This window comes from Sulfuricurvum sp. RIFCSPLOWO2_12_FULL_43_24, from assembly GCF_001829605.1.
Lineage (GTDB): Bacteria > Campylobacterota > Campylobacteria > Campylobacterales > Sulfurimonadaceae > Sulfuricurvum.
The window spans coordinates 14025-39427 of sequence record NZ_MIBT01000086.1; the positions used below are offsets into that span (position 1 = coordinate 14025).

24 protein-coding genes are annotated in these 25403 nt (G+C 44.1%); 18 read left to right on the top strand and 6 right to left on the bottom strand.

The genetic code is table 11. The features are described 5' to 3' along the window. The 4 genes from fliF to dxs all read left to right on the top strand — a co-directional run bounded on the left by fliF (position 1) and on the right by dxs (position 5430). Positions 1–1722 (top strand): flagellar basal-body MS-ring/collar protein FliF, encoded by a 1722-nt coding sequence (fliF, locus tag A3G19_RS07785; protein ID WP_294871773.1) that lies wholly within the window; start codon positions 1–3, stop codon positions 1720–1722. A 9-nt stretch (positions 1723–1731) separates the two neighbouring features. Further along, on the top strand, positions 1732–2757 hold the full coding sequence (fliG, locus tag A3G19_RS07790; protein ID WP_294871776.1) for a flagellar motor switch protein FliG: 1026 nt from the start codon (positions 1732–1734) through the stop codon (positions 2755–2757). A gap of 5 nt (positions 2758–2762) precedes the next feature. Then, positions 2763–3539 carry a flagellar assembly protein FliH gene (gene fliH / locus A3G19_RS07795; protein WP_294871778.1) on the top strand — a complete coding sequence of 259 codons (777 nt, stop codon included), beginning with the start codon at positions 2763–2765 and terminating at the stop codon, positions 3537–3539. 73 nt (positions 3540–3612) lie between these two features. Continuing rightward, complete coding sequence (gene dxs, locus A3G19_RS07800; RefSeq protein ID WP_294871781.1) at positions 3613–5430, top strand: 1-deoxy-D-xylulose-5-phosphate synthase; 1818 nt, start codon at positions 3613–3615, stop codon at positions 5428–5430. On the opposite strand, the gene pgeF is transcribed toward dxs, so the two are convergent. Further along, on the bottom strand, positions 5417–6172 hold the full coding sequence (pgeF, locus tag A3G19_RS07805) for a peptidoglycan editing factor PgeF (protein ID WP_294871784.1): 756 nt from the start codon (positions 6170–6172) through the stop codon (positions 5417–5419). The two genes, dxs and pgeF, sit on opposite strands and share 14 nt — an antisense overlap. A 132-nt stretch (positions 6173–6304) precedes the next feature. Here pgeF and A3G19_RS07810 point away from each other — a divergent pair, with 132 nt between their 5' ends. The 5 genes from A3G19_RS07810 to A3G19_RS07830 all read left to right on the top strand — a co-directional run bounded on the left by A3G19_RS07810 (position 6305) and on the right by A3G19_RS07830 (position 12000). After that, the gene (locus tag A3G19_RS07810) at positions 6305–7309 is read left to right on the top strand and encodes a DUF4760 domain-containing protein (protein WP_294871787.1); all 1005 of its coding nucleotides are present in this window, start codon (positions 6305–6307) and stop codon (positions 7307–7309) included. Positions 7310–7413: 104 nt separating this feature from the next. After that, on the top strand, positions 7414–8925 hold the full coding sequence (locus A3G19_RS07815; RefSeq protein WP_294871790.1) for a sensor domain-containing diguanylate cyclase: 1512 nt from the start codon (positions 7414–7416) through the stop codon (positions 8923–8925). Positions 8926–9025: 100 nt separating this feature from the next. Next, positions 9026–10444, top strand: a complete 1419-nt coding sequence (gene ovoA / locus A3G19_RS07820) for a 5-histidylcysteine sulfoxide synthase (RefSeq protein WP_294871793.1) — start codon at positions 9026–9028, stop codon at positions 10442–10444. After that, positions 10437–11600, top strand: coding sequence for a pyridoxal phosphate-dependent aminotransferase (locus A3G19_RS07825; RefSeq protein WP_294871796.1), 1164 nt, complete (start codon positions 10437–10439; stop codon positions 11598–11600). Before ovoA ends, A3G19_RS07825 begins: the two co-directional genes overlap by 8 nt. Continuing rightward, a complete protein-coding gene (locus A3G19_RS07830; RefSeq protein WP_294871799.1) occupies positions 11593–12000 on the top strand; it encodes a hypothetical protein in 408 nt (135 codons plus the stop codon). Before A3G19_RS07825 ends, A3G19_RS07830 begins: the two co-directional genes overlap by 8 nt. Here the strand turns inward: A3G19_RS07830 and A3G19_RS07835 are convergent. Then, entirely contained in the window at positions 11978–12154 is a 177-nt protein-coding gene (locus A3G19_RS07835) for a uracil-DNA glycosylase (protein WP_291750883.1), read from the bottom strand. The genes A3G19_RS07830 and A3G19_RS07835 overlap by 23 nt on opposite strands. A gap of 45 nt (positions 12155–12199) precedes the next feature. On the opposite strand from A3G19_RS07835, the gene A3G19_RS07840 reads away from it, so the two are divergent. After that, positions 12200–12886 (top strand): dUTP diphosphatase, encoded by a 687-nt coding sequence (locus tag A3G19_RS07840; protein ID WP_294871803.1) that lies wholly within the window; start codon positions 12200–12202, stop codon positions 12884–12886. Here A3G19_RS07840 and A3G19_RS07845 read toward each other — a convergent pair. Both A3G19_RS07845 and waaC read right to left on the bottom strand, forming a co-directional pair. Next, positions 12874–13755, bottom strand: a complete 882-nt coding sequence (locus A3G19_RS07845; RefSeq protein ID WP_294871806.1) for a lipid A biosynthesis lauroyl acyltransferase — start codon at positions 13753–13755, stop codon at positions 12874–12876. The two genes, A3G19_RS07840 and A3G19_RS07845, sit on opposite strands and share 13 nt — an antisense overlap. Further along, positions 13755–14747 carry a lipopolysaccharide heptosyltransferase I gene (gene waaC / locus A3G19_RS07850; protein WP_294871809.1) on the bottom strand — a complete coding sequence of 331 codons (993 nt, stop codon included), beginning with the start codon at positions 14745–14747 and terminating at the stop codon, positions 13755–13757. The genes A3G19_RS07845 and waaC overlap by 1 nt, the downstream gene beginning before the upstream one ends. Before the next feature lie 140 nt (positions 14748–14887). Here waaC and A3G19_RS07855 point away from each other — a divergent pair, with 140 nt between their 5' ends. The 8 genes from A3G19_RS07855 to pssA all read left to right on the top strand — a co-directional run bounded on the left by A3G19_RS07855 (position 14888) and on the right by pssA (position 21740). Then, entirely contained in the window at positions 14888–15796 is a 909-nt protein-coding gene (locus A3G19_RS07855) for a PDC sensor domain-containing protein (RefSeq protein WP_015654249.1), read from the top strand. After that, positions 15793–16404, top strand: coding sequence for an imidazole glycerol phosphate synthase subunit HisH (gene hisH, locus A3G19_RS07860; RefSeq protein WP_294871812.1), 612 nt, complete (start codon positions 15793–15795; stop codon positions 16402–16404). The genes A3G19_RS07855 and hisH overlap by 4 nt, the downstream gene beginning before the upstream one ends. A gap of 13 nt (positions 16405–16417) precedes the next feature. After that, on the top strand, positions 16418–17116 hold the full coding sequence (hisA, locus tag A3G19_RS07865; protein ID WP_294871814.1) for a 1-(5-phosphoribosyl)-5-[(5-phosphoribosylamino)methylideneamino]imidazole-4-carboxamide isomerase: 699 nt from the start codon (positions 16418–16420) through the stop codon (positions 17114–17116). A 74-nt stretch (positions 17117–17190) separates the two neighbouring features. After that, a complete protein-coding gene (locus A3G19_RS07870) occupies positions 17191–17565 on the top strand; it encodes a chemotaxis response regulator CheY (RefSeq protein WP_015654246.1) in 375 nt (124 codons plus the stop codon). Then, positions 17565–18401 carry a 50S ribosomal protein L11 methyltransferase gene (locus A3G19_RS07875; protein WP_015654245.1) on the top strand — a complete coding sequence of 279 codons (837 nt, stop codon included), beginning with the start codon at positions 17565–17567 and terminating at the stop codon, positions 18399–18401. Before A3G19_RS07870 ends, A3G19_RS07875 begins: the two co-directional genes overlap by 1 nt. A 1-nt stretch (position 18402) precedes the next feature. Beyond that, the gene (ftsH, locus tag A3G19_RS07880) at positions 18403–20355 is read left to right on the top strand and encodes an ATP-dependent zinc metalloprotease FtsH (protein ID WP_294871817.1); all 1953 of its coding nucleotides are present in this window, start codon (positions 18403–18405) and stop codon (positions 20353–20355) included. Positions 20356–20365: 10 nt separating this feature from the next. Next, entirely contained in the window at positions 20366–21013 is a 648-nt protein-coding gene (locus A3G19_RS07885; protein WP_294871820.1) for a phosphatidylserine decarboxylase, read from the top strand. Between the two features lie 4 nt (positions 21014–21017). Continuing rightward, complete coding sequence (gene pssA / locus A3G19_RS07890) at positions 21018–21740, top strand: CDP-diacylglycerol--serine O-phosphatidyltransferase (protein ID WP_294871823.1); 723 nt, start codon at positions 21018–21020, stop codon at positions 21738–21740. Here pssA and A3G19_RS07895 read toward each other — a convergent pair. Further along, positions 21728–24076 carry a tetratricopeptide repeat protein gene (locus A3G19_RS07895; protein ID WP_294871826.1) on the bottom strand — a complete coding sequence of 783 codons (2349 nt, stop codon included), beginning with the start codon at positions 24074–24076 and terminating at the stop codon, positions 21728–21730. The genes pssA and A3G19_RS07895 overlap by 13 nt on opposite strands. An 18-nt stretch (positions 24077–24094) precedes the next feature. Beyond that, on the bottom strand, positions 24095–25339 hold the full coding sequence (gene serS, locus A3G19_RS07900; protein ID WP_294871830.1) for a serine--tRNA ligase: 1245 nt from the start codon (positions 25337–25339) through the stop codon (positions 24095–24097). Positions 25340–25403 lie beyond the last annotated feature (64 nt).

Genomic DNA, 25403 nt, shown 5'->3' on the forward strand with positions numbered 1-25403 from the left:
ATGGATTTTAAGGCCCTTTTTTCGCAACTTGTCGTTTTTTTCGGAAAGCTCACTCAGGCACAAAAAACTATTATCGGTGCAGCAGTTGCTGGAATTGTCGCATTTTTAGTATTTTTGGTTGTTTATACCTCTGATGGGACTGCCGGCGGTGACAAAAGTTATCAAGTTCTTTTTGATCAACTAAGCAGCGAAGATGCCGCAAAAGTGGTGGAACAGCTCGAAAAAGACAAAATTCCCTACCGTATTCCCCGTGATAATGTTATTGAAGTTCCGAAAGATGTCGTCTATAAAGAGCGTATTACAATCGCTTCTATGGGGATACCGAAAGAGGGGCATGTCGGATTTGAACTTTTTGACAAACAAGAATTCGGTTCGACCAATTTTGACCAAGAGATTAAGTTTCGTCGAGCGTTAGAAGGGGAACTTGCCCGATCAATTGACTCACTTGGACCGGTCGAAAAATCAAGTGTTTCTCTTGCTCTTCCTAAAGAAACCCTTTTTGTCTCCGAAGCGGTACCCCCGTCTGCTTCCGTTATGGTTCAGCTCTCTGAGGGTGGAAAACTTTCCCCTAAACAAATACGCGGGATCAAAAAGCTGGTTGCAGCAGCTGTGCCGAAATTGACTCCAGAAAATGTGACATTGATTGATTCAGAGGGCGAGGCCCTTGGAGATGATGATGCGGCGGCGGCGATGGGTGAGCTCTCATCCATGCAGCAGCAATACAAAAGCAAAGAAGAGAAAAAGCAAGAAGAGAAAATTGTTAATGTACTCGCCCCATTTATCGGCGGTAAAGATCGAATCGTTGCCAAAGTAACGATTGAGTACGATTTCTCTGAGCAAAGCTCTACGTCTGAAAAGTTTGATCCTGAAAGTGTTGTTCGAAGTGAACAGTCCTCGGAAGAAAAACGTGAAGGGGGTGCTCCCGCAGCGGCTCCCGGAGGTGTTCCGGGCGCTGTCAGTAACGTAGGGCCGGTTGAGGGACTTGCAAGCGGCGGAAGCGGAGAGAAATACGAGAAAACCACCGGAACCACAAATTACGAAATTTCCAAAACGGTTTCAACGACCAAAATGGAGTTTGCCCGTATTAAACGTATGACAGCAGCAGTCGTTGTGGATGGTAAATATGAACCGAAAAAAGATGCGGCAGGCGAAGCGACGGATGAAGTAGAATACATCGCTTTGGATGAAACACAATTGCAGGCAATTGATGCATTGGTTAAACAATCTATCGGAGTGGATGAACAGCGCGGAGATCAGGTCAGTATCCGTAATTTTGAGTTTCAAACCACAAAAGCGGGAATGGAACCTAAAGATGCCGCATCCAAAACTACGGCGTTCGTAGATACTTATCTTGCTCCGTTTGCTCCGTTGTTTAAATATCTTTTTGTCGCGCTTATTCTCTTTATTGCCTACAAAAAAATCATTATCCCTTTTGCCGAGCGGATGCTCGAATTCAGCCGTGAAGAAGAGGCATTTGAAAAACCGAATCTTGAAATTGCCGATGATGAAGATGAAGATTTGGTGGAAAAAGTACAACAGATGCGTAAAAAAGTGGAAAATCAGCTTGGGCTTGGGGATAATTTCAACGAAGACGAGCTTAAATATGATGTATTGCTTGAAAAAGTGCGCGAGATAGCGGAAGAACACCCTGAAGAGATTGCTTCGTTAATCCAGACCTTGATTGATGAAGAGAGCACTCCGAACGATGCAAGCAAGCGATAGGAGAGAGGTATGAACTTATCACCTTCCCAGCAATCCAATTTCGAAGAAATGAGCATGACCCAAAAGATTGCCATTCTTTTGGTGCAGCTTGGGGAAGATGTTACAGCGACTATTTTTTCACGAATGAATGTAGAAGCGATTACGGAAATATCCAAATACATTGCCAACAACCGCTCCATTGAGAAAAATCTCGGTGCGGCAGTTTTAGAAGAGTTTTACGCGATTGTCCAATCCAATCAATACCTAAATACGGGCGGTCTTGAATATGCCCGGGAGATTTTGTACAAAGCGCTGGGGCCGGATGAAGCGAAAAAAGTATTGGAACGTCTCAATAAAACGATGCAAAATACTCAGAATTTTTCTTATTTGGCCAAAATCAAGCCTCAGCAACTGGCCGATTTTATTATAACGGAACATCCGCAGACGGTTGCATTGATCTTAGCCCATATGGACCCTTCCGCTGCGGCTGAAACACTCTATATCTTCCCCGATGAACTGCGCGCTGAAGTGGCAATGCGTATGGCAAAACTGGGGGATATTTCTCCCTCTATCATCAAGCGCGTCAGTGCCGTACTCGAATCCAAACTTGAAGCGCTCGCTTCTTACAAAGTCGAAGTGGGCGGACCGCGTTCTGTTGCCGACGTATTCAACCGTTTGGGTGCGAAAGTCTCCAAAGCGACCTTGTCACAAATCGAGCAGTTGGATCAAGAGCTGGCTTCATCGATCAAAGAGATGATGTTTACCTTTGAAGATATTGTCGATCTTGACGGTGCCAGTATTCGCGAGATTCTCAAATCATCCGATAAAAATGATCTGATGCTGGCTCTGAAAAATGCGGCCGAAGAGCTCAAAGAGAAATTTTTTGCCAATATGTCCCAACGTGCCAAAGACGCTTTTATCGAAGAACTCCAATTTTTAGGTGCGGTTAAAATGAAAGAGGTTGAATCTGCTCAGCGCAAAATTGTCGATGTGGTACAAGCCTTGGCGGAACAAGGTGTCTTGCAACTCGGTGAATCTGAAGAGATGGTGGAATAATTACTATGGATGTGGTCATTCAAAACAATTCACACGGTGCCCACGCCATTAGCAAGTACCAGTTTAAAATTCTTTCTTCTCTTTCGGGGATGAGTGTCGGTGATGCGACGCATGAAATGCATCATACCCTTCAAGAAGAGCCTGTTGTTGAACGTCGCAGGGAGAGCGGTACATCGTCCAAAGATGAGTTGATTGAATCATTGCTTAAAAAAGCAGACGAGATGAGTTCCAATGTGATTAAGATGCAAATGCGGATCGAATCAATGCAAGAAGAGCATCTAGCTGCACTTGAAGAGGCTAAGAGAGTTGGATTTGAGGAAGGGGTAGAGGCAGGTGTCGCACAAGAACAGGCTAAAAATTCGGGCCAGAGTGCACAATCGCATGAACAACTTTCGCAGTCGGTTAAAACCCTTGAAAAAGCAGCGGCTGACTTTGTCGTTGCACTAGAGTCGATTCAAAAAGAGCTTACCCATACGGCTTTGGATATTGCCAAAGAGGTCATTGGCATTGAGACCGGAGAACATAGTTCCAAAATAGCGGCTAAACTCTCGAATGATTTGATCGAAGAGCTTAAAGATGCCTCTAAAATTACCCTTCGAGTGAATCCTGCCGATCATGGATTTATCTCTGAAAAAGTAGGTTCCCTAACGCATGTAGAAGTATTGTCCGATCGTGCTATCAGCCCCGGCGGTGTTGTTGCCATCAGTGATGCGGGAAATATCGATTCAGAAATTAAAAAGCGCTATGAGCGGCTTAAACGTTCACTTTTACTTGAATCGTAAAGCATTTTCGCAAACATTCACTTTTATACTATAGTATTCGTACAATAATAATTTTTTAGGACAGTGCATTATAATGGATATCAAAAATTTTACTTTGCCTCAATTGGAAGATCTTTCTCAAAAAATACGAGACCGTATTTTAGAGGTAGTGAGTACCAACGGAGGGCATTTGAGTTCTACTTTGGGAGCGACAGAAATTATTGTTGCGATGCACAAAGTATTTAACGCTACCAAAGACCCTTTTATTTTTGATGTTTCTCATCAGTCTTATGCCCATAAACTTCTAACCGATCGATGGGAAGAATTTGCAACACTGCGTCAGTTTAACGGATTAAGTGGTTACACAAAGCCCTCAGAGTCGAAAAGCGATTATTTTGTGGCAGGGCACAGTTCCACCTCTATTTCCCTCGGCGTCGGTGCGGCAAAAGCGATAGCCCTTAAAAATGAGCAGGAGAGCCGTATCCCCGTTGTGGTGATCGGGGATGGGGCGATGTCAGCGGGGATGGCATATGAGGCGATGAATGAGCTGGGGGATCGCAAATATCCGATGGTGATTATTCTCAATGACAATGAGATGAGCATCGCCAAACCGATCGGCGCGATTAGCCGTATGCTGAGTTCCGCAATGGCAAGCCCCTTTTATCAACGGTTTAAACGTAAAACGGAGCAGTTTGTTGATAACTTCGGTGAAGGGGCCCATTATCTTGCCAAACGGTTTGAGGAGTCGTTTAAACTGATTACTCCGGGGATTATGTTCGAAGAGATGGGTATTGAGTACATTGGACCCATTGACGGACATGATCTAAAATCGCTGATCGAGACGTTTGAGATTGCTAAAGGGATGGGTAAGCCGGTTTTAGTCCATATTCAGACGATTAAAGGCAAAGGGTATGAGATCGCTGAGGGGAAACACGAAAAATGGCATGGGGTCTCACCGTTTGATCTCAAAAGCGGAACGGCAAATAGTAAAAGTTCCCTTATAAGTGCCACGCAAATTTACGCGGATGCCCTGATGAATCAAGCCGACAAGAATGAAAAAATTGTAGGGGTTACGGCTGCGATGCCAAGCGGAACAGGCTTAAGCGCATTAATGGAAAAATACCCGGAACGTTTTTGGGATGTGGCAATCGCAGAACAGCATGCCGTTACGTCGATGGGGGCATTGGCAAAAGAGGGGTTTAAACCGTTTTGTACGATTTACTCCACTTTCTTGCAACGAGGATTTGACCAAGTGATCCACGATGTATGTTTGATGGATTTACCGGTGGTCTTTGCCCTCGATCGTGCCGGAATCGTCGGAGAAGACGGTGAAACCCATCAAGGGGCGTACGATATCAGTTTTTTACGGCTGATCCCCAACATGACCCTTTGTGCTCCACGTGATGAACTCTCTTTTCATCAGATTGTCGATTTTGCGTCGACGTATGCACATCCATGTGCCATTCGTTACCCAAGGGGTGCGTTTGCAGAAGCGGATCTCCCCTCATCGATCCCTTATGAGAGAGGAAAAGCTCAATTGCTTATTTCCAACGACTCCAATCGGCTCTTTATCGGATACGGCAACGGGGTCGGACGTGCGGCGCAAACGATGGCATTTATGGAGGAGAAACCTTCATTGCTCGATTTACGCTTTGTAAAACCTCTGGATTCTGAGATGTTACGCCAAATGGCACAAAAGCATAAGCAATGGTATGTTTTTAGTGATTCATCCCGTATGGGCGGGGTAGGAAGTGCATTGCTGGAATGGTTGTCGGAAGCGAAAATTACCGATGTAGGGGTGGTGAGTTTCGAATACGATGATGAATTTATCAAGCACGGTAATACCAAGCTCGTCGAAGAGTCTTTGGGATTGCTCCCTGAACAATTAGCCCTACGCGTTATCGGAGAATAATCACCCCGGCGATACGTCCCGTCTGCTGTAAATCAGCACGATAGGAAAAATACTCTTCATGAGAGCATGAGGTGCAGTGATTACTCACTTCAATGTGTTCGCTTATGATCCCCAATACCTCTAATTGTTTCAAAAGAATCGTATTCACCTCTAAAAATACTCTCTCTTCGATTCTTTTCAGCGCACTAAGATACCCTTGTTCTTCCGTCTCTTTTGCAATCTTTTGGTTGATTTCATAGCAGCATCCGTGGATGGATGGACCTAACACTACCCGCAGATTTTCACAATCACAGCCAAATTGTTCTTTCATCGTTTGAATCGTTTTGGGCAAGATTTCATTGAATGCTCCCGCCCGACCTGCATGGACTGCCGCAGCAACATGACGGATAGGGTCGTAGATCAGTATGGGAGTACAATCGGCACTCATAACCATAAGAGGTGTATTGAGGCGGTTGGTGATCAGAGCATCGCATTCGGGCGGTGTATCAAAGGTTAACTCCTCATGGACGATGATGATCCGATCTGAGTGAATTTGACGCATGTGGACGAGAGCATGACGATTGTAATTGAGTGTCTGGGCTAGAGCATCGTGATTGGCTACAACATGATCGGGGTTGTCCCCGACATGAAATGCGAGATTCGCACTGGTGTAGGGGATAGTAGAGCTACCGCCATGGCGCGTGGTAAAACAGGCGGTGATCGTCGGATACGATGATAAGAGCATTGATGATACGGTTTTCATGTCGGTGAGTATACCGCTGAAGCGTTTTAGTTGAAATTAAACGGCTGGAATGACCCAATTCTACTGCACATTTTCAGTATTCTCTGATTATACTACCTCTGATTTTTACGTATATTGAGTCAAAGGGTTTGAATGGATACAGATACATTAGGGGTTGTCGTATCATTGATAGGGGCGGCATTCGTTGCTCGCCAGACATACGCCCATTTTATCCGAAATCGGGCGTTTGCTTATATCGAACGGTTTAATCATAAAGATTTTATGGAGCTTCGAATCGCTATCGAACAGTGGATTAGTGAAAATCCAAATCCATCCAGTCTTTCGACATTGTTAAAATCAAAAGCTTTAGAAGATATTGCGATGTCGGTACAGATACGTACCTATTTGAATCTATTTCAGGAACTTGCCGTCGCATTTGAGAAAGGGATGGTCGATAAACATATTTTTTACCGAAATTTTGACTTTCTGATCGTTTCAAACTGGGAGCGATTTGCCGATTTTATTTATACCGTACGTGCTTTGAGCGGTGATTTTACCATCTATAAACGGTTTGAATTGATGGCAAAAGAGGTCAAATCGGCTAAAAAAACGGACAGTGTAGCGGGTAAGATTTATGTGTTTGGGTACGGTTCTTTGATGCTCGAGGAGAGTATCCATAAAACACTGCAACGTACAGAAGAAACATACCCCCTTTTTGATGCGACTTTGCAAGGATACACGCGTGGATGGAATATTGTGATCGATATCTTTTCGGATACGCTTCAACGACCGCTCAAGGCATTGTTTTTAAATGTACGCAAGCAGCCTGGGGGGTCAGTGGACGGGATGATTTTCAGTGTCACGTTGGACGAATTGAATCGCCTCAAAGAGCGTGAAGTCAATTATGATTGTATCGAAGTGACGCCGCGTGTCTCGTCATCAATTCTTCAATCTTCCGATGTGGTTGTGACCTTTGTCGGACAAAGCGAACATTTGCTGGATCAGTGCCGTGAAACGTGCTATGTGATGCAACGCTATCTCAATGTTTTGGAAAAAATCAAACCGCTGCATCCCCGACAATATCAACTCATGCAAGAATCTGCCTCATTTGAAGCGGAAGTGTTGGAGGGGAGCTATTCATTTCCGGCTAAGGGATGAGAGCAATTTACTGCATTTTTTGTGCTATGAAGTGATTTTATAATAGTTTTGACATTTTTATCGTATATAATGCTTCATTAAAGGTAAGATGGAGAGCGATCAATATGTATGCCAAACTCATAAAAGTAAAGCTGTTTTGGACATTATTGGTTGTAGCTTTAATTCCGATGGCACTTATTTCTCTGTACAGTTATTACAATATAAAGCAACAAATTATCTCTTCGCAGCTATCGCATTTGGAAGCAATCTCCCAGCTGAAATCGCTACAGATTGAACATTTTTATAATGACATCACAAATGATCTCCATATCATTCATGCTTCACCCTATACTAAAAATTTAATTCTAAATAAATCGTCTGATTTGGCGGGAGCGAAAAAATTATTTGAACAACAACTGAGTCAATATATGTTTGATGATGAAATTAATAAAATCTATATCATAGGATTGGACGGAAATATTATTGCAAGCTCACAAAAGCGAGTCAGTGATAACGATGCCGCCTATAATAAAATCGCATTTGAAGAAGGTAAGCGAACAATGTACTTTTCCGATATTTACCTATCGGATGTGTCATTAGGTAAAGACAAAAGGTATCTGTTTAATGCGTCTGTCCCTATTTTTGACTATGAAAATAAAGTGATCGGGGTAGTCGTCGGTGAATTTACGGCAGATGCTTTTTTTAATCAAATACAAGATTATTCAGGATTGGGAGAGAGCGGCGAAACGCTGTTGGGTAAGAAGTCGAAAGATAAAGTCATTTTTTTGAATCCGTTAAGGCATGATCAGAATGCCGGAATGAAAAGAAGTGCACGTATAGACGGTTATATAGGGAGACCTGCTATTTTGGGCGCAACGGGGCACAATGGAAATGGACTATCGATTGATTATCGGGGGGTAGAAGTTCTTGCCGCATGGAAATATGTTCCGACAACCGGTTGGGGGATAGTGGCCAAAATCGATCAAACTGAAGCGTTTAAACCTTTGGAAGCCATCAGAAACAGTATTGCCCTTACGGCCCTTATATTATTGATCCTTGGTGTGAGTGTTTCGTTAAAAATGAGTGACGACATCGCAGCTCCTGTCGATAATCTGGAAGAGGAAGCGTATAGGGATGCATTGACGGGATTGCCGAACAGAATGATGTTGATGGAACTTTTGGAACAGGTTATCAATAAGGCAAAACTAAAAGATACGATTGTCGCTGTTATGTTTTTAGACCTTGACGGCTTCAAATGTGTCAATGATACCTACGGGCATGAAGTTGGAGATATATTGCTGAAAAATGTCGCTTTGAGACTTACCAATTGCATTAGACAAAGCGATACGGTAGCGAGATTGGGCGGTGATGAATTTGTCATATTACTGTGCGGTGCTCAGGATATAAAAAATATAGAAAAAATAGCGGCAAATATCATCCAAGCATTGAGTAAAGAATTTTCAATCGGAGGATCGATAGCAAGGATCGGAGTGAGTATCGGCATAAGTATTTTTCCCATAAATACAATAAATGCAGATGAAATAATCAAACAAGCGGATAAGGCGATGTACGAAGCAAAAAAATCGGGAAAAAATAATTTTAAATTCACGGATGAATTTCACAGCGTGATAATTTAAAGCGCTTTGATTTGAAGCAGTAATTGAGTACTATTCTAATGATTTGCATAAGGCAATAAATAGGATAAAATACCTCAAAAATGGGACGAAGGATAGTGTGGTGCTGCAAAGACAAATGAAATCGGTACGATTGGACGGAGTGGATACAACCCTAAAACGCTCCGAGCTTCAAGTGTATTTCCATCAAAGTTTCAATCTTTTTGAGTCATTGTTTGAACTGTTGAAAAGCGATGATGTTTATTATCTTCAATCCGAACCGACACGTCATCCGATGATTTTTTATTTTGGACATACGGCGATTTTTTATATTAATAAACTGGTGGCATCGGGTGCGTTAAAAGAGCGGATTAATCCCCATTTCGAAGAGCTGTTTGCTGTCGGTGTCGATGAAATGACGTGGGATGCCAGTAGTGATTCACTCAAATGGCCGAGTGTCGATGAGGTGAGGGGGTATCGGCAAAAAGTTCGCCTTCTTGTGGATGAGATGATTATGACGTTACCGATGAAGCTTCCAATAATGAAAGAAGATCCATTATGGGCAATATGGATGGGGATCGAGCACGAGCGTATCCACATTGAAACTTCTAGTGTTCTGCATCGTCAAATGGCGTTGGAATTTATCCTTCCTCACGAAGATTTTCTGCTGTGTCCCGTTCAGGGGGATACTCCTGAAAATGCTCTGGTCTCTTTTTCCGCATCAAAAGTGTCAATGGGGAAAGGCTCAGCGGATCAGGGGCTTTACGGGTGGGATAATGAATACGGACATACGCAGGTGAGCGTAGAAGCGTTTCAAGCCTCCCGCTATCTGGTCAGTAACGGCGAGTTTATGGATTTTGTGATGGCAAATGGATACAAAGTGAGTCGATGGTGGGATGAAGAGGGGCTTCGCTATCTCCAAATCCGTAAAGCGACGTGTCCTCCGTTTTGGATTCCGCAAGAGGAGGGCACTTATAAATACCGCTCACTCACTCACGAGATCGATATGCCCTATAATTGGCCGGTAGAGGTAAATGCCCTCGAAGCGGAAGCGTTTTGCCGCTGGAAAAGTGCTCAAGAGGGGATGGCCTATCGTCTCCCAACGGAGGCAGAGTGGAGGGTGATGGTAGAAGCGGGTGGTATAGATGAAGAGATATTTGATGATGAGCGTGCCAACATCAATCTTGCCCATTTTGCCTCTTCTGTCCCTGTAGATACGTTCGCCCACGGTGAGCTCTATGATGTCGCGGGAAATGTGTGGCAATGGACTCAAACGCAGATGGATGCTTACGAGGGGTTTGTGACCCATCCGTGGTACGATGATTTTTCAGAACCGACGTTTGATGGAAGACACAACCTTATCAAAGGGGGATCATGGATATCGACCGGTAATGAGATACTCCTAGAGTCTCGTTACGCATTTCGCCGCCATTTTATCCAACATGCCGGATTTCGATACGTGGTCGGTGAGGGTGCAAACGAGAGCGATAAATACGCCAACATCGATCAGATGTATGCGCGATGGGTAAAACGGTATGGATGAGTTTCGCTTTATTGACCGCAGTGACTCAAATGCCGAAAAATATACCCTTCGCCAAAAGCTTTTTCATACCCAAGAGGTTCAGCCCCTTTGGGTCGCCGATATGGACATCGCTACCCCTGAGTGTGTTATCCACGCGGTTCAAAAGAGACTTCTTCATCCGATACTCGGGTATGAGATCATGAGCGATAGCGCCTACGAAGCGCAGATTGAGTGGGTGCGGGAGCATCACGGCTTTACGATACAACGTGAATGGCTGAGCTACTCCCCCTCGGTCGTCGCCTCGATCGGGTGTGCGATCCGTGCATTCAGTGAAGAGGGCGATGAGGTGATCGTTATGGACCCCGTCTATCCTCCGTTTTATGGCATGGTGAGGGATAATAACCGCTCTTTGCTTCTTCATCCGTTGAAACAAGACAATACAGGAATCTACCGTTTTAATATCGAGCGCCTTAGAACGCAAATTACACCGAAAACTAAACTGCTATTGCTCTGCTCTCCCCATAATCCGATCGGGCGGGTATGGAGCCGTGATGAGCTTTTAGCGTTGGGAGAATTGTGTTTGGAACACGGTATTGTGATTATCAGCGATGAGATTCACTCTGATATTGTTTTTGCCCCTCATGCGCATATCCCGATCGCATCATTATCTTTGGAATTGTTAAACAATACGGTGACACTGATAGGACCGGGGAAAACCTTTAATATGGCAGGATTTTCGATTTCTACCGTTTGTATCGCTTCGGATGAACTACGCGCACTCTATGAAAAAGAGGCGCATCGTGTCCACTTCGGTGATGGTGCGGCGCTCTCTCATGTAGCGTTTGAAACCGCTTACACCGAGGGTGGCGGGTGGCATAAAAAACTTTTAGCACATCTAAACGCGAATGCTCAACTCATTGAGACGTGGGTGGCAGAACACCCTGTGATTCAATGTCGAATTCCAGAAGCAACCTATTTGGCATGGCTCGATTGCAGAGCTTTAGGGTTGAGTGATCGAGAGCTACGGGAGTTTTTTGTCCAAAAAGCGGGACTTGGGCTTAGCCCGGGACTCAGCTTTGGTAAAGAGGGGTCAGGGTTTATGCGGCTCAATTTCGCCGTCTCTTCTTCGGTACTCATGGATGCGTTGGATCAGTTGGATAAGGCTTTGAATGATTAAAAAAATCGAGCGTTTTATCCACAAGCATCACCTCCTGTCCTTGGCGAGTATGGGGGATCGGCTATGGTGCTGTTCGATGTTTTATGCGTATGATCCGCTAAGTGTATCGTTTATCGTCGCCTCGGATGAGACGAGTGAGCATATGAAAAATGTGGCTCAAAATCTCCATGTCGCCGGAACGGTAGCACTGGAGACCAAAACGGTAGGGAAAATACAGGGGATACAGTTTGTCGGGGTAATGGATAAAGCGGAAAAAAAAGCGCATGAACTTTATTTCGAAGCGTTCCCGTATGCGCGGATTATGAACCCGACCTTATGGGTTATACGCCTCGATGAGGTCAAAATGACCGATAACACCTTGGGCTTCGGAAAAAAGGTTACTTGGAAACGGGAGTTTTAGGGGTAAAATAACTGCACGGCGCTCCGCTGGAGTTTTGAACGACCATTGAGGGGATCATCTTTGCTTTAAAGCCATACGCTTTGCACCCGTGCGGTTGATGGGCTTCCCATGTGACAAAATAGTAGATACATCGATGACAGTTAATCTTTTGCATAGGTGGAATATTAGCGTATAATTGCACAGATTAAAAAGGATAACGATGAATAAACTGCTTTCAATGTTACAGCTTCAACAACAGCTAAATGATGCCACCAACGGAATCGGATGGGAACGCGGGACGACTAAAGAGGGAAAACGGATTAATTGGCGTCGTTGTATTTATATGGAGAGCGCTGAGATGATCGATTCGTTCGGCTGGAAACATTGGAAAAGTATTGCTCAGCCGACTGATTATGCAAACCTTCAAATCGAGATTGTCGATGTGTGGCATTTTGTGATGAGTTTGGTGCTCGAAGACGGTATTTACCGTGAAAATGAAACGCATGAGCAAATGGTAACTTGGATGGCTGAAACCAAAGGGTATGAAATGCTTTGTACACAAAGTGCACCTGCTTTTGCATCGGATGAAGCGTTGATGTTGAAAATCGAGACCATTATGCGACGCTCACTGGAACCGGCGATCAATGGAGATTTGGAAAAAATGGTCGATGATTTTTTCCGTCTTTCGGTGATGGGTGCGTTGAATCTCGATGAGTTGTACCGTCTATATGTCGGAAAAAATATCCTCAACCAATTCCGTCAGGATCATGGGTACAAAGAGGGGAGCTATATCAAAATCTGGAATGGCTTAGAGGATAATGCGGTGATGAAAAGTGCGTGGGAAACGAATCCCAATATGTCACCTTCTGAGCTGTACAGTGTTCTAAAAGAATCCTATCCTTCATAAATTTCTTTATATTCACCTTTCCACCGTTTATGGCACCAGAACCAAAGTTTCGGGTGCTCTTTAATCACCCGCTCCATTGCATTGACTTGTTGGATTGTCGCTTTTAAAATCGCCTCTTCATTAATCCCCTCAACGTCGATCGGGTCTTCAAATGAAACGGTGTAATGCTTTTCATCCTCACTGATGATATAAACCCCGACGATGGGGACTTGAAATTTACTGGCTAAATGGGCTGCTGTGGAAGAGTGATAAGCGCTATGACCGAAGAAATCACCTTTCACCCCGTATTTCGCGTTACTGGCCTGATCGATCATCAGTAAAACGGAACCGTTCTTTTTGAGGGTTTTGGCCATATGTTTGAGCGCACCGTTTTTTTCTGCCAATTCCATCCGATGGTGGGAACGTGCTTCAAACAAATAGGGATCGAACTCACGACGGCTGAACCCTTTGTAAATCGAAGCAACGGGGGTGATAAGTGAGGAGAGTGCGGCACCGCCGAGCTCCCAATTTCCAAAATGGGCAGAGACAAAAATAATCCCTCTCCCTTGCGCTAAAACAGCATCCACTTTTTCGCGATTTTTGAACGTAACAACGGAAGCGATATCTTCGGCACTGTTTCGGCGATTCTCCATGGTTTGGAGCAGATTTAGAGCAAGATTTCGATAGCAATATCGCTCAATTTCCCCTTTTTCCGTATCGCTCAGGTTGTTGTTAAAGGCAAAGGCAAGATTTTGTTGAATAACTTGATTGCGTTTTGGTGCGAGTCGATGGGCGAGCGCGGACAAAGAGGTAAATACCCCTTTTCGCCATGACCTTGGTAATGCCATCAAAAAACTGTCCAAGAGTAGAAAGAGACGATATAGGAGCATTACAACAGTTCCTTGGCTTTTTGAAGTATGATTGAGGGGTCAATCTCTCGGATCGAAAAATCGTTGCGGTTAATCTTTAAAATATTGACTGATGAGGGGGATTTGATTCCGATATTGAGTGCGGTCGGGAAAATCATCCGTTCATTCGTAGGGCCGAAGAGGGTAATGGAAGCTTTGTTCATCCCCCAAGCCATATGGGTCGGACCCGTATCGTTTCCGATCGTGAGATCGCAATGTCCGATGAAGCTAACCAGCTCCCGTAGTGACATTTTTGGAGCTATAAACGCATTCGTGGAATTCGCAGCGATCCATTGGGCATCATGGTATTCTGCTTCACTCCCCCAAATCAGATGACATGGATAGGGTAAGTTCTCACAGAGGGTTAAAAAATGCTCTTTGGGATAACATTTACTCGGCCAGGAAGCACCGATAACGCAGGCAATGTTTTTTTCACCCTTTAGGCACTCAGGTTTACTCTGGAGGACGAAAAGGGGCTTTTTATCCAAAATGTCGTTTTCATCGTAAGTAATCTTGAGTGCTTCCGTAATGACGAGTACATTGCGTTTGATAACATTCATCTCATAAGCGATTGCAGAGGTTGTATCGTAAAAACTTGTGGCAAATTTTTCTCGTACACTGTTGCGATCGAAGCCGTGTACCCTCCCTTGGATAAAAGAGGTCACAATGGCCGATTTTAGGAGTCCCTGCGCATCGATGATATGATCATAGGTTTGACGTGATCGAAGGTTGCGGATGGTCTCTCTAAGGAGTAAAAAACTTTTTGTTTTTTTGATCCGTTTTATGGGAACACTGATCACTTCATGGAGAAGGGGATGGTTGTTTAAAATGGGTGCAAATGCCTCTTCGATGTACCAATCGATAAGCGCATCGGGATAATGTTTATGGATGATTTGTAAGACTACTGCAGTGTTGACAATATCGCCAAGCGCGCTAAGTCGAACAATAGCGATACGGATTTGAGGTGAATTCATAAGCGTAACTATAGCGCAACTAAGCTACAATATACTCTATTTTATACACTAAATGGAACAAAGCCCCCTTTAGCTACGCATGAGACTTTAGCACTAAAGTTGCTTCAAATGAGGCACGATTTTTAAGAGGAGATTAGAGTATGGTCATACAAGATATTCAGCAATATGCAGAAATCCGCCCGAAAGCGCGAGCCTATTTTTGTTATCTGTTTCACAAAAATCTTCCCAATCATCTCCCCTCTGTTTCGGTTGAGACATTAACGGCACGTTTACTTAAAATCCGAGGTGATTTAAAAGGGCTTGAAGCAGCCTATTTGCTAGATGCCAAAGGGAATCAAGTTTCTCCTACCTATCTCAAAAATGGGAAAACAGAGGAAGATATTGGAGAAAATCGCTCAACCCGTGCCTATTATTATCGTGCGATGCATGAGCGCCGATGTACGATTACCGATCCTTATCCATCCCTTTTAAACGATGAACTCACGGTTACCGCGTCTGAACCGATTTTTGATGAGAATGGTGAAATTGTTTATGTCGCCTGTATCGATCTTCCTCTTTCGGAAGTGCTTCGTATCGCCCATCCGCTTGCTTCTGAAACGGCTGCGGGGCGTTTTTTTAAAATTGTTTACGCTATTTTTTCTATTGCATTGGCGTTTGTCGCATTGCTTCTTTTTGTCAAAGGGATTGAAGGATTTTTAGCGTATGGTTTGGGTCACTATGAGAGAATCGAAATAAAAGATATTTTTGAAGCGACTATTCTCTTGACCCTTTCGTTAGCAATATTTGATTTGGTCAAAACTCTTTTTGAAGAAGAGGTTCTGGGGAGAAGCAAAAAAGATCCTGCATCCGACATTCATAAAACGATGGTGCGGTTCTTGGGTTCGATCATCATCGCCCTCTCCATTGAGGCATTGATGCTGGTTTTTAAATTTGCGATGACTGCACCGGAGATGCTCATTAATGCAATTTATATTATTGGAGGGGTAGCTATTCTTATCATCAGTTTAGCGATTTATATCCGCTTTACCCACGAAAAGGAGCGTTTATGATAGCCATTGTTGACTACAACATGGGAAATTTAGCGAGTGTTAAAAATGCATTCAATCTTCTCGGAGAAGAAGTGGTCGTTGAATCCGATCCACACAAACTCAAAAATTACGATCGGATTATTCTCCCGGGTGTCGGAGCCTTTGGGGATGCTATGGAACATCTCAAAGATCGCGGGATGGATCAGGCCGTGAGCGAATATGCACAAAGCGGTAAATATTTATTGGGTATTTGTCTGGGGATGCAGTTATTGTTTGAATCAAGCGAAGAGTTTGGTATCTCTGAGGGGCTAGGGCTGATAGAGGGTCGTGTCGTTGCCTTTGATACCAGCCGTTTTCCTACACCGCTGAAAGTTCCCCACATGGGATGGAATCGGATGTTTACTCAAGAACATCCTCTTTTTCAAGGGTTGGATGAAGCACATTATCTCTATTTCGTCCACTCCTATCATGCACTATGTTCGAATGAAGCGGATAGTATCGGGGAATCGGTTTACGGATACCGTTTCACCAGTGCGGTTGCTCATGATAATGTGATGGGGATACAGCCTCACCCTGAAAAAAGCCATCAAAACGGCTTGAGTATTCTTAAAAACTTTATTAACCTCTAAAGGATTTCATTTTATGACTATTTTTCCAGCGATCGATCTCAAAGACGGCAAAGCGGTACGTCTGACCAAAGGGCTTATGGAGAGTGCAAAAATCTACTCCGACACACCATGGGAATTGGTGAAAACATTTGAAGAGATGGGTGCCACATGGGTTCATCTGGTCGATCTAAACGGCGCGTTTGCGGGAGAACCGAAAAATTTGGATCAAATTCGTGCCATTCGCGAAAATTGTAATGTGAAACTTCAGCTCGGCGGCGGTATTCGTGATGAGGCAACCATACAACGTTATTTGGAGTTGGGGATCGATCGTCTTATTTTAGGCTCTATCGCGTTGCGTGATCCCGAATTCGTTAAATCAATGGCGGCTAAATATCCTATCGTTGTCGGGATCGATGCGATCGATGGGTATGTAGCGGTTGAAGGATGGGGTGAAGTGAGCACCATGAAAGCGACCGATTTAGCCCGTGCTTTTGCGGATGCGGGTGTGGAAGCGATTATTTGCACCGATGTCGGACGGGACGGGACCCTGAGCGGGGTGAACGTTGAATTTACTCTTGAGATAGCGAGAGCTTCAGGAATACCGACGATTGCCAGCGGCGGGGTTAAAGACGGCAGTGATATTGAAGCGTTGCTTCAAAGCGGTGAAGTTGCGGGCGTGATTATTGGAAAGGCCTTTTATGAGGGGAGAATAGACCTCAAAAAATTTCTTTAAACTTACCGCAAAGATGGATAGGTTATCATTGGGATATTTATTCTGTTTAGTAAGAATTGACAAAAGGACGTACTTTGAAATTATTGGTTGTAGATGATAGTTCGACAATGCGCCGTATCATCAAAAATACACTTTCACGACTTGGTTATGAAGATGTTTTGGAAGGTGAAGACGGACTTCAGGGATGGGGTGTTCTTGATGCTAACGCTGATATAGGAATGTTGATTACCGACTGGAATATGCCAGAGATGAATGGATTGGAATTGGTTAAGAAAGTACGTGCTGATTCACGTTTCGCAGACCTTCCGATCATTATGGTTACCACAGAAGGGGGGAAAGCAGAAGTTATTACTGCCCTTAAAGCAGGGGTTAACAACTATATTGTTAAACCGTTCACTCCTCAAGTTTTGAAAGAGAAACTTGCAGCTGTTCTTGGTACTGAGGGTTAATGCAAGATCACTATTACATGTTGGTGGTGAAGCCATCATCGCATATAGAACTTTTTAGCGATTTTTTAGTTGACGTTCTTCCGGTTGGTTTTGAAGAGATTGATGAGGGATTTATCATCCGTAGCGAAGAAGACCTTGAAACGGTTATGTGGGGAATCGGGCAGTTCGCAGAAGCCCTCCAGCGGGCATTAGGGGAAGTTATTGATGTCGAAATGGAACTCAGCAAAGAGAAAAACGATGATTGGATCGCGCAATATCAGCAAGGGATTACTCCGATCGAAATAGAACCGTTTTATATCCATCCAACATGGGAAGAGCCTCGTGAGGGGATGTTGAACATCGCAATCGATCCGGCTTTGGCATTTGGAACCGGTCATCACCCGACTACCGCTTCGTGCCTGCGAGGAGTTGCTAAATACGTCAAAGAAGGCGATATTGTTATGGATGTCGGATGCGGCAGCGGGATTTTAGCGATTGCGGCGATTAAAAAAGGTGCCGTTGTCGATGCGTGTGATACCGATCCTTTATCCGTTGAAAATGCCATCGTCAATGCCGAACAAAACTCTATTGCTTACCGCCGTTTGTGGGAAGGTCCAGTCCAAGAGAGTGATGAAAAATATGATGTTATTATCGCTAATATCGTTGCAGATGTCCTTGTTTTTATTGCGAGTGATCTTAAAAAACGGTTACGCGAAGGGGGAGTTTTAATTCTCTCAGGGATAATGGACAAATATGAAGATAAAGTTTTACGTGCATACAAAAGCTTTGACTTGACAGAGCGTCTTGTGGAAAACGAATGGGTAACGCTTGTCGTAACCCAAAAAGGAAATGAATAATATGGCTCAAAACGAATCGAATCCGAATCCCGATAAAAACGGTAATTTTTTTAACAAAAATCCTTTAATCACTTTTGCTATTTTTTCAATTGCGGTTATTATCCTTTTTAAAGCGGTTATTGGGGATGAAAATGAATTGGCCGGGAAAATTAACGGTCAAAACGTTACCCGTACTCAAGAGATAAGTTATGCTGATCTCAAACGTCTTATCCAAGACAAACAAGTTGAGAAAGTATCGATCGGACAAACCTATATCCGAGCTATCGGCAGTGACGGAGAAGGAAAAGTCGCCTATACGACCCGTATTGTCGGGCCGGATACGACGCTTATTCCGCTTCTTGATGAAAAACGGATCAACTATGTCGGATTTTCGGAGAGTAATTGGTTTACCGAGATGTTCGGATGGTTATTCCCCTTTTTAATCATCATTGCTATTTGGATGTTTTTTGCGGGACGAATGCAAAAGAGCATGGGTGGCGGCATTTTGGGTATGGGTAATTCCAAAAAATTGATTAATTCTGAAAAGCCTAAAACCAAATTTGATGATGTTGCGGGCGCTCAAGAAGCAAAAGAAGAGGTGTTGGAAATCGTTGATTTCTTGAAGTCACCGGATCGCTACGTTGAACTCGGAGCTAAAATCCCTAAAGGGGTATTGCTCGTCGGTAGTCCGGGTACGGGTAAAACATTATTGGCCAAAGCGGTAGCGGGAGAAGCGGAAGTACCGTTTTTCTCTGTATCGGGATCAAGCTTTATCGAAATGTTTGTGGGTGTCGGTGCGGCGCGTGTTCGTGATTTGTTTGAACAGGCCAAAAAAGATGCGCCCTCTATTATTTTTATCGATGAGATTGATGCCATCGGTAAAAGCCGTGCGGCCGGAGGAATGATGGGGGGGAATGATGAGCGTGAACAAACCCTCAATCAACTTCTTGCCGAGATGGACGGTTTTGGAACCGATACACCGATCATTATTTTAGCGGCTACGAACCGTCCTGAGATTCTCGACCCTGCATTGCTGCGTCCGGGTCGATTTGACCGACAGGTTTTGGTCGATAAACCCGATTTCCAAGGTCGTATTGACATCTTGAAAGTACATGCCAAAGGGGTTAAGCAAGACGCCGATGTCGATCTCGAAGAGATTGCCCGGTTAACCGCAGGTCTTGCCGGAGCTGATTTAGCCAATATCATCAATGAAGCGGCATTGTTGGCCGGACGTAAAAGCCAAAAAACGGTACGTCAAGCCGATATGCGCGAAGCGGTAGAACGTGCGATTGCAGGACTGTCGAAAAAGAGCCGCCGTATTGATGAAAAAGAGAAACGTATCGTTGCTTATCATGAAAGCGGACATGCGTTGCTGGCTGAGACGACGAGAGGAGCCAAAAAGGTTTCTAAAGTTTCGATCGTCCCTCGTGGTTTGGCGGCATTGGGCTATACGCTCAATACTCCGGAAGAGAACAAATATCTCATGCAGCGTCATGAACTAATCGCTGAAATCGACGTATTGCTCGGAGGGCGTGCGGCAGAAGAGGTCTTTATCGGTGAAATCTCTACGGGTGCTGCAAACGATTTGGAGCGTGCTACGGACATTCTCAAAGCAATGGTACAGATGTACGGTATGAGCGATGTTGCAGGATTGATGGTATTAGAACGTCAACGCAGTACTTTCTTGGGCGGCGGAATGACTCAGGCCAAAGAATACAGTGATAAAATGGCTGAAGAGATGGATAACTTCATCAAAACAACATTGGCTGAGCGTTACATTGCGGTCAAAAATCGCTTGGAAGAGTATCATGATGCCATCGAGAAAATCGTGGAACTTTTGTATGCAAAAGAGAATATTAGCGGTGATCAGGTTCGTGCAATAATTGAAACTTTTGAAATCGAGCATAATGTCGAAACGAAACTCGAACCGCGTAAAGAGATACCTTCGAGTAAAAAAATTGTTATTGACGAATAAGGAGTACTAGATGAGCGTTCAAACCGATACCTTTATCCTCTCAAGCCGAGGTTGGCTACTTACCGGCGTAATTGGCGCTCTTTTTTTATTCTTTACGATGACTGCTTTACACTTGTTCCAATTTATTACCGGGGGCTTACTGCTTGCAGTCTTGGTGATTTTTCGTAATCCTGAGCGTAATACGTCTGAAACAGAACAAGACAGTGTTATCAGCAGCGTTGATGGTATTGTGCTATCGATCGAAGAGACAATGGTTGATGAGCATAAGATGACAAAAGTAACTATTATGAATTCGTTGTGGGACGTCTCGATGCTTCGTGCTCCGTTTGATGGTGTGGTGGAAGGTTTTAAGATTCGTCACGGTGCTTCTTTACCGCTTTATAATCCCCTTTCCGATACGCTGAATGAAAAAGCGGTCATCTCATTTCGATCCACAAAAGGGGACGAAATCTATATTGAGCATCTTAGTGAGCAAAGCTGTTTCCCTATCGGGATTGAGTTGGAAAAAAGCCAAAAATTCAAAGAGGGTGCTCGTTATGGTTTTTTAGCCAAAGGGCGCAGCGTTATTTATCTTCCTGAAAATACCCGTATCTCGGTGAATGCCGGTACTTCTGTTCGAGCCGGTGAGAGTGTTATCGGATATCTAAACGCCGCGTAATCCGATGCGCCAAGCTCCTCCGCCCATCGCCTATCTTCTCCCCAATCTTTTTACCGCTGCTTCTATTTTTACCGGATTTTATGCGATTGCATTGGGGCTTGAAGGCTCTTTTGTTTCTGCCGCTTGGTTTATCTTTTTAGCGTTGATTTTTGACGGTCTAGACGGACGTGTAGCGAGAATGACGAATACGGCAAGCCATTTCGGTGTCGAGTTTGATTCGTTGGCGGATATTGTCGCATTTGGGGTTGCCCCTGCACTGCTCTTATATCTGTATGTGGGTGAAACGTATGGACGGACAGGTATTGTTGTGAGTGCTTTGTTTATTATTTTCGGTGCGGTGCGTCTTGCCCGATTTAATGTCACAACCTCACGAATTGAACCGAGTGTTTTTATCGGTCTTCCGATCCCGACAGCTGCCATTATGATTTCTATTGCTGTTATATTATTAGAACAATACCCTGCTTTTGTTGGATTGAAGGTTTTTACTCTGCCGTTAGCTGTTGTTTTATCGATCTTGATGGTGAGTAATATCCGCTATCCCAGCTTTAAAAAAATGAATTTTAAAACATTTCATTTCATGCGCTTTCTTGTAGGTTTGATTGTTGTCGCTTTGGGGGTATTTATCTATCCGATTGAGGCTCTGGCAATATTAGCGGCAGGGTATTTGATGTATGGCCCGCTGCGCGCCTCTTTTTATCTGCTAAGACGTCTTATTTACAGAGGGTGATATTTAAGGGGCTCATTTGCGAGTTTTTCGGTATCAATCCCAAAATCAAAATAGCGAGAGACAAATCCCGTATTTCCCATTTTACTGAGATGGACGATTGCTCCGGGGTTGTTTCGGATTTGCATGTATAAAATTGAGAGGGCATAGCGGCTCTCTAAATAGGCAGGATTTTTCATTTTAGCGAGTTCCAGAAGGGTGATCGCATTTTCATAATGTTCTGCTCCGATAGAAGCACATGCACCCATAAAGAAAATATGTTCATCGCGGATTTTATGGGTATCGATTAACTGATTGTACAGGGTGTAAGATTTTTCAAAATCTTGATTGTAGAAATAGGCTTGAGCAAGGGCTTCTATAATATCAACCGTATGATCGGTCGTGGTTTGAAGTTTATCTTCAAGGCGTTGAATAAGAGGAGTTAGTTGACCGGTCATGGCGGCCATAAGAACAGCTTTGTCACGGGTTATTTGCGGGCCGAAATAGAGATCATCATAACGAAATGACTGCTTTTTTAGATAGTTCATTGCCGATGATGCGAATGCTTTTGGTTTTTGTTCTTTAAAATGGGTATCGATTACCATGAGGTGAGGGAGAATATCATTCGGTTGGAGAATAGCTAGCCGTTTGGCATCCTTACGGGCAATATCGTCTCTTCCGACTTCGGGTGCGATTGCGATTTGAAGCGCAAGATAAAGAGGGCGTTCTTTATAGGTGTTCTCTAGCCATTTACCGGCTCCTTGGAAATTATTCTGGGTAATTTCGAGCATGGTACGATAGAGTGTAAACTCTTCCTTTTCCGGTTCTTGTGCCAGATTGTCTTTCAGGATAGCAATGAGCTTTGGATTGCTTTTTCCGATCATTTCTGCACTCATAATTGCAAAAAGACCGGACATATAATTGTTCGCATCGAGATGATAAGAACGTAGAAAGTGCTCATACGCTTTTGCATTATTACCAAGCTGTGCATAGGTTAAAGCCAAATTGTAGTGTAAAATCGAGTGCTGAGGATTACGTTTTAAGAGTTCTTGAAGTTGTTCATTGGAGTCACGAAGACGAGAACTGAGCGCTTTTTGGATTGCAAGGGCAATGCCGTAATCGACGCTCGAAGCACGGCTGCTTTTTTGGAGGTACTCTTTGGCACTGCTAATGTCATCGATATAAATATTGGCATTCCCTTTACGGATATAGTTGATGGTTTGATCTGCATTGTATATTTTATAAGGGGCAAAATAAAAGAGATTTTGATAGATTTTAGCGCGATTACTCTGTGTGCGATCGCGATAAAAGTGCTGAATATCGTCGGGATTAAAGAGAGATGATTTTAGGAATACATGGAGGGGATAAGGGGTATAAACCTCTTTAGGGTAGGTATCGGTAGTTTGTCTGATCAAGTTCCCGGCACTTTCATGTTGACCGGATTTTAGATAAACAAAGGACAAAGCAAGCTGTTCTTGAATCGGTTTATTACTTTGAATAATCGCATCACTCAAATATTTTTGAGCCGAGGCTAAATCACCGATATTGGCATACATAAGCCCTAAAGAAAAAGAGTCATCTTCTTCAAATGAATTTCTTACGGAATTGATCGCATCTTCAAAACTTCCAAAAAGAGCATTGATCTTAGCGCGTAATTTGTTTTGTGTCCCGATATATTCATCGGTCGTCGGATGTTTTAGAGAACTCAGTGCTTCGAGGTAATTGCCTTTGTAATAGTTGATAAGAGAATAATAATACGAATACATCGGCGAATTGCTCTCTTGCGGGAGATACGTTTGTGCCATATTGATGTAGGTATTGAAATCAGATTCTTGTTTTAGATAGAGACAACATACTGCGGCATTGATCGCACTGACACATCGGTTTTCACCGTTCTCAATCGAGCGTTTGAAATTTTCCAGAGCCCCTTCAAATTCCCCCTCTTTGAGTTGGACAACACCGAGATTGTATTGGGAGATAGCTTCGGAATAAAGGGCGATTTTTTCATACAGTTTGAGTGCTTCATTTTGATTGCCGTTGGCGTAGAGATAGTTAGCCCGTTCAATCATATTTTCAAGTTCACTGGGCTCCATAAGAGGTTCTTCTTCCGGAATATGTCCGGCAATAGGCTTTTCGAGAGAGGCATTGGTATCCTCCGAATGTCCGGAGAAGACAAAAACCAATCCCCCCCCGATTGAGAGGAGGAGAACTAGAGCACCTGCGGCAATAATGATAAGCTTTTTATTTTTTAAAAAACTTGGTTTTTCATCCGAAGGTGTTTCAGACGCATCAGACGTTTTTTCGACGCCGGCAGCATCCGATTCTTCGATGATGATTATCTCTTCTTGCTCTTCAGCCATAGCCTCTCTTTATTTCGGTTAGAGATATTTTTGGAGTACAGCAGGGATGATGATACTGCCGTCTTCTTGTTGGAAATTTTCCATGATAGCTATCATCGTCCGTCCGACCGCTAAACTTGAACCGTTGAGGGTATGGGCGAGGATATTTTTTCCCTCTTCTTTGTAGCGGATCTTCGCACGGCGGGCTTGGAAATCACGCGTGTTGGATACCGAGCTGATTTCACGGTAGGTATTTTGTCCCGGAAGCCACACTTCCAAATCGACAGTACGCGCCGCACCAAAACCTAAATCACCGGTACAGAGGGTGACGAGGCGGTGTGGAAGTCCGAGCGCGGCAAGCAGATCGGAGGCACACGCCACCATCTCTTCAAATACGGCGTCACTTTGATCCGCACGGGTGATGGAGACCAGTTCGACTTTGTGAAACTGATGCTGACGGATCATCCCGCGCACGTCACGTCCGCCGCTTCCCGCTTCTTTACGGAAACATGAGGTGTATCCCGTCATTTTGATCGGCAATTCGGCACCGTTTAGGATTTCGTCTTGGTAGAGGTTGGTGAGAGGTACTTCCGCCGTCGGGATCAAATACAACTCTTCATCCTCGACTTTGAACAAATCATCTTCGAATTTCGGAAGCTGACCCGTCCCCTCCAACGCACGGCGATTCACGAGCATCGGAACGCTGTACTCTTCAAATCCGCGCTCGCGGTTGAAATCGAGCATAAAGTTGATAAGGGCACGCTCTAAACGGGCACCCATCCCCCCAACAACGCTGAAACGGCTTTTGGCGAGTTTGACACCCTTCTCAAAATCGATCCAGCCGTTAGCTTCGGCGAGTTCCCAGTGCTCTTTTGGGGTAAACGTGAATGTTGGAGGGGTAAGGACTTTAGCGATCTCGATATTGTCGTTTTCGTCTTCACCGTCGGGAACATCCGCATCGGGGATATTCGGAACACGCATGATGATCGCATCGAGAGCTTCTTCGGCGGAGCGTTGCGTATCGAGAAGATCGTTAAGGGTTACTTTGTTCGCATCGACTTCGATTTTCAACTCGTCGGTGCTTTTTCCCTCTTTTTTGTGTTGACCGAAAAGGCGGCTCAATTCGTTTTGTTTGGCTTGCAGCGTTTCGTAAGCGAGTTTGGCACTTTTGAGGGTTTCGTTAGCGGATTTGAGTTCAGCAATTATTTCAGATGATACTTTTTTGCGCATCAGCGCTGTTGCGGTTTCGTCAAAATTTTTCTGGAGAAGTTTTACATCGATCATAAAGGGTCATTCCTGCGATTAAATAATGATCGATTATAGCCAAAAGAGGCTGAAATTAGGTCAA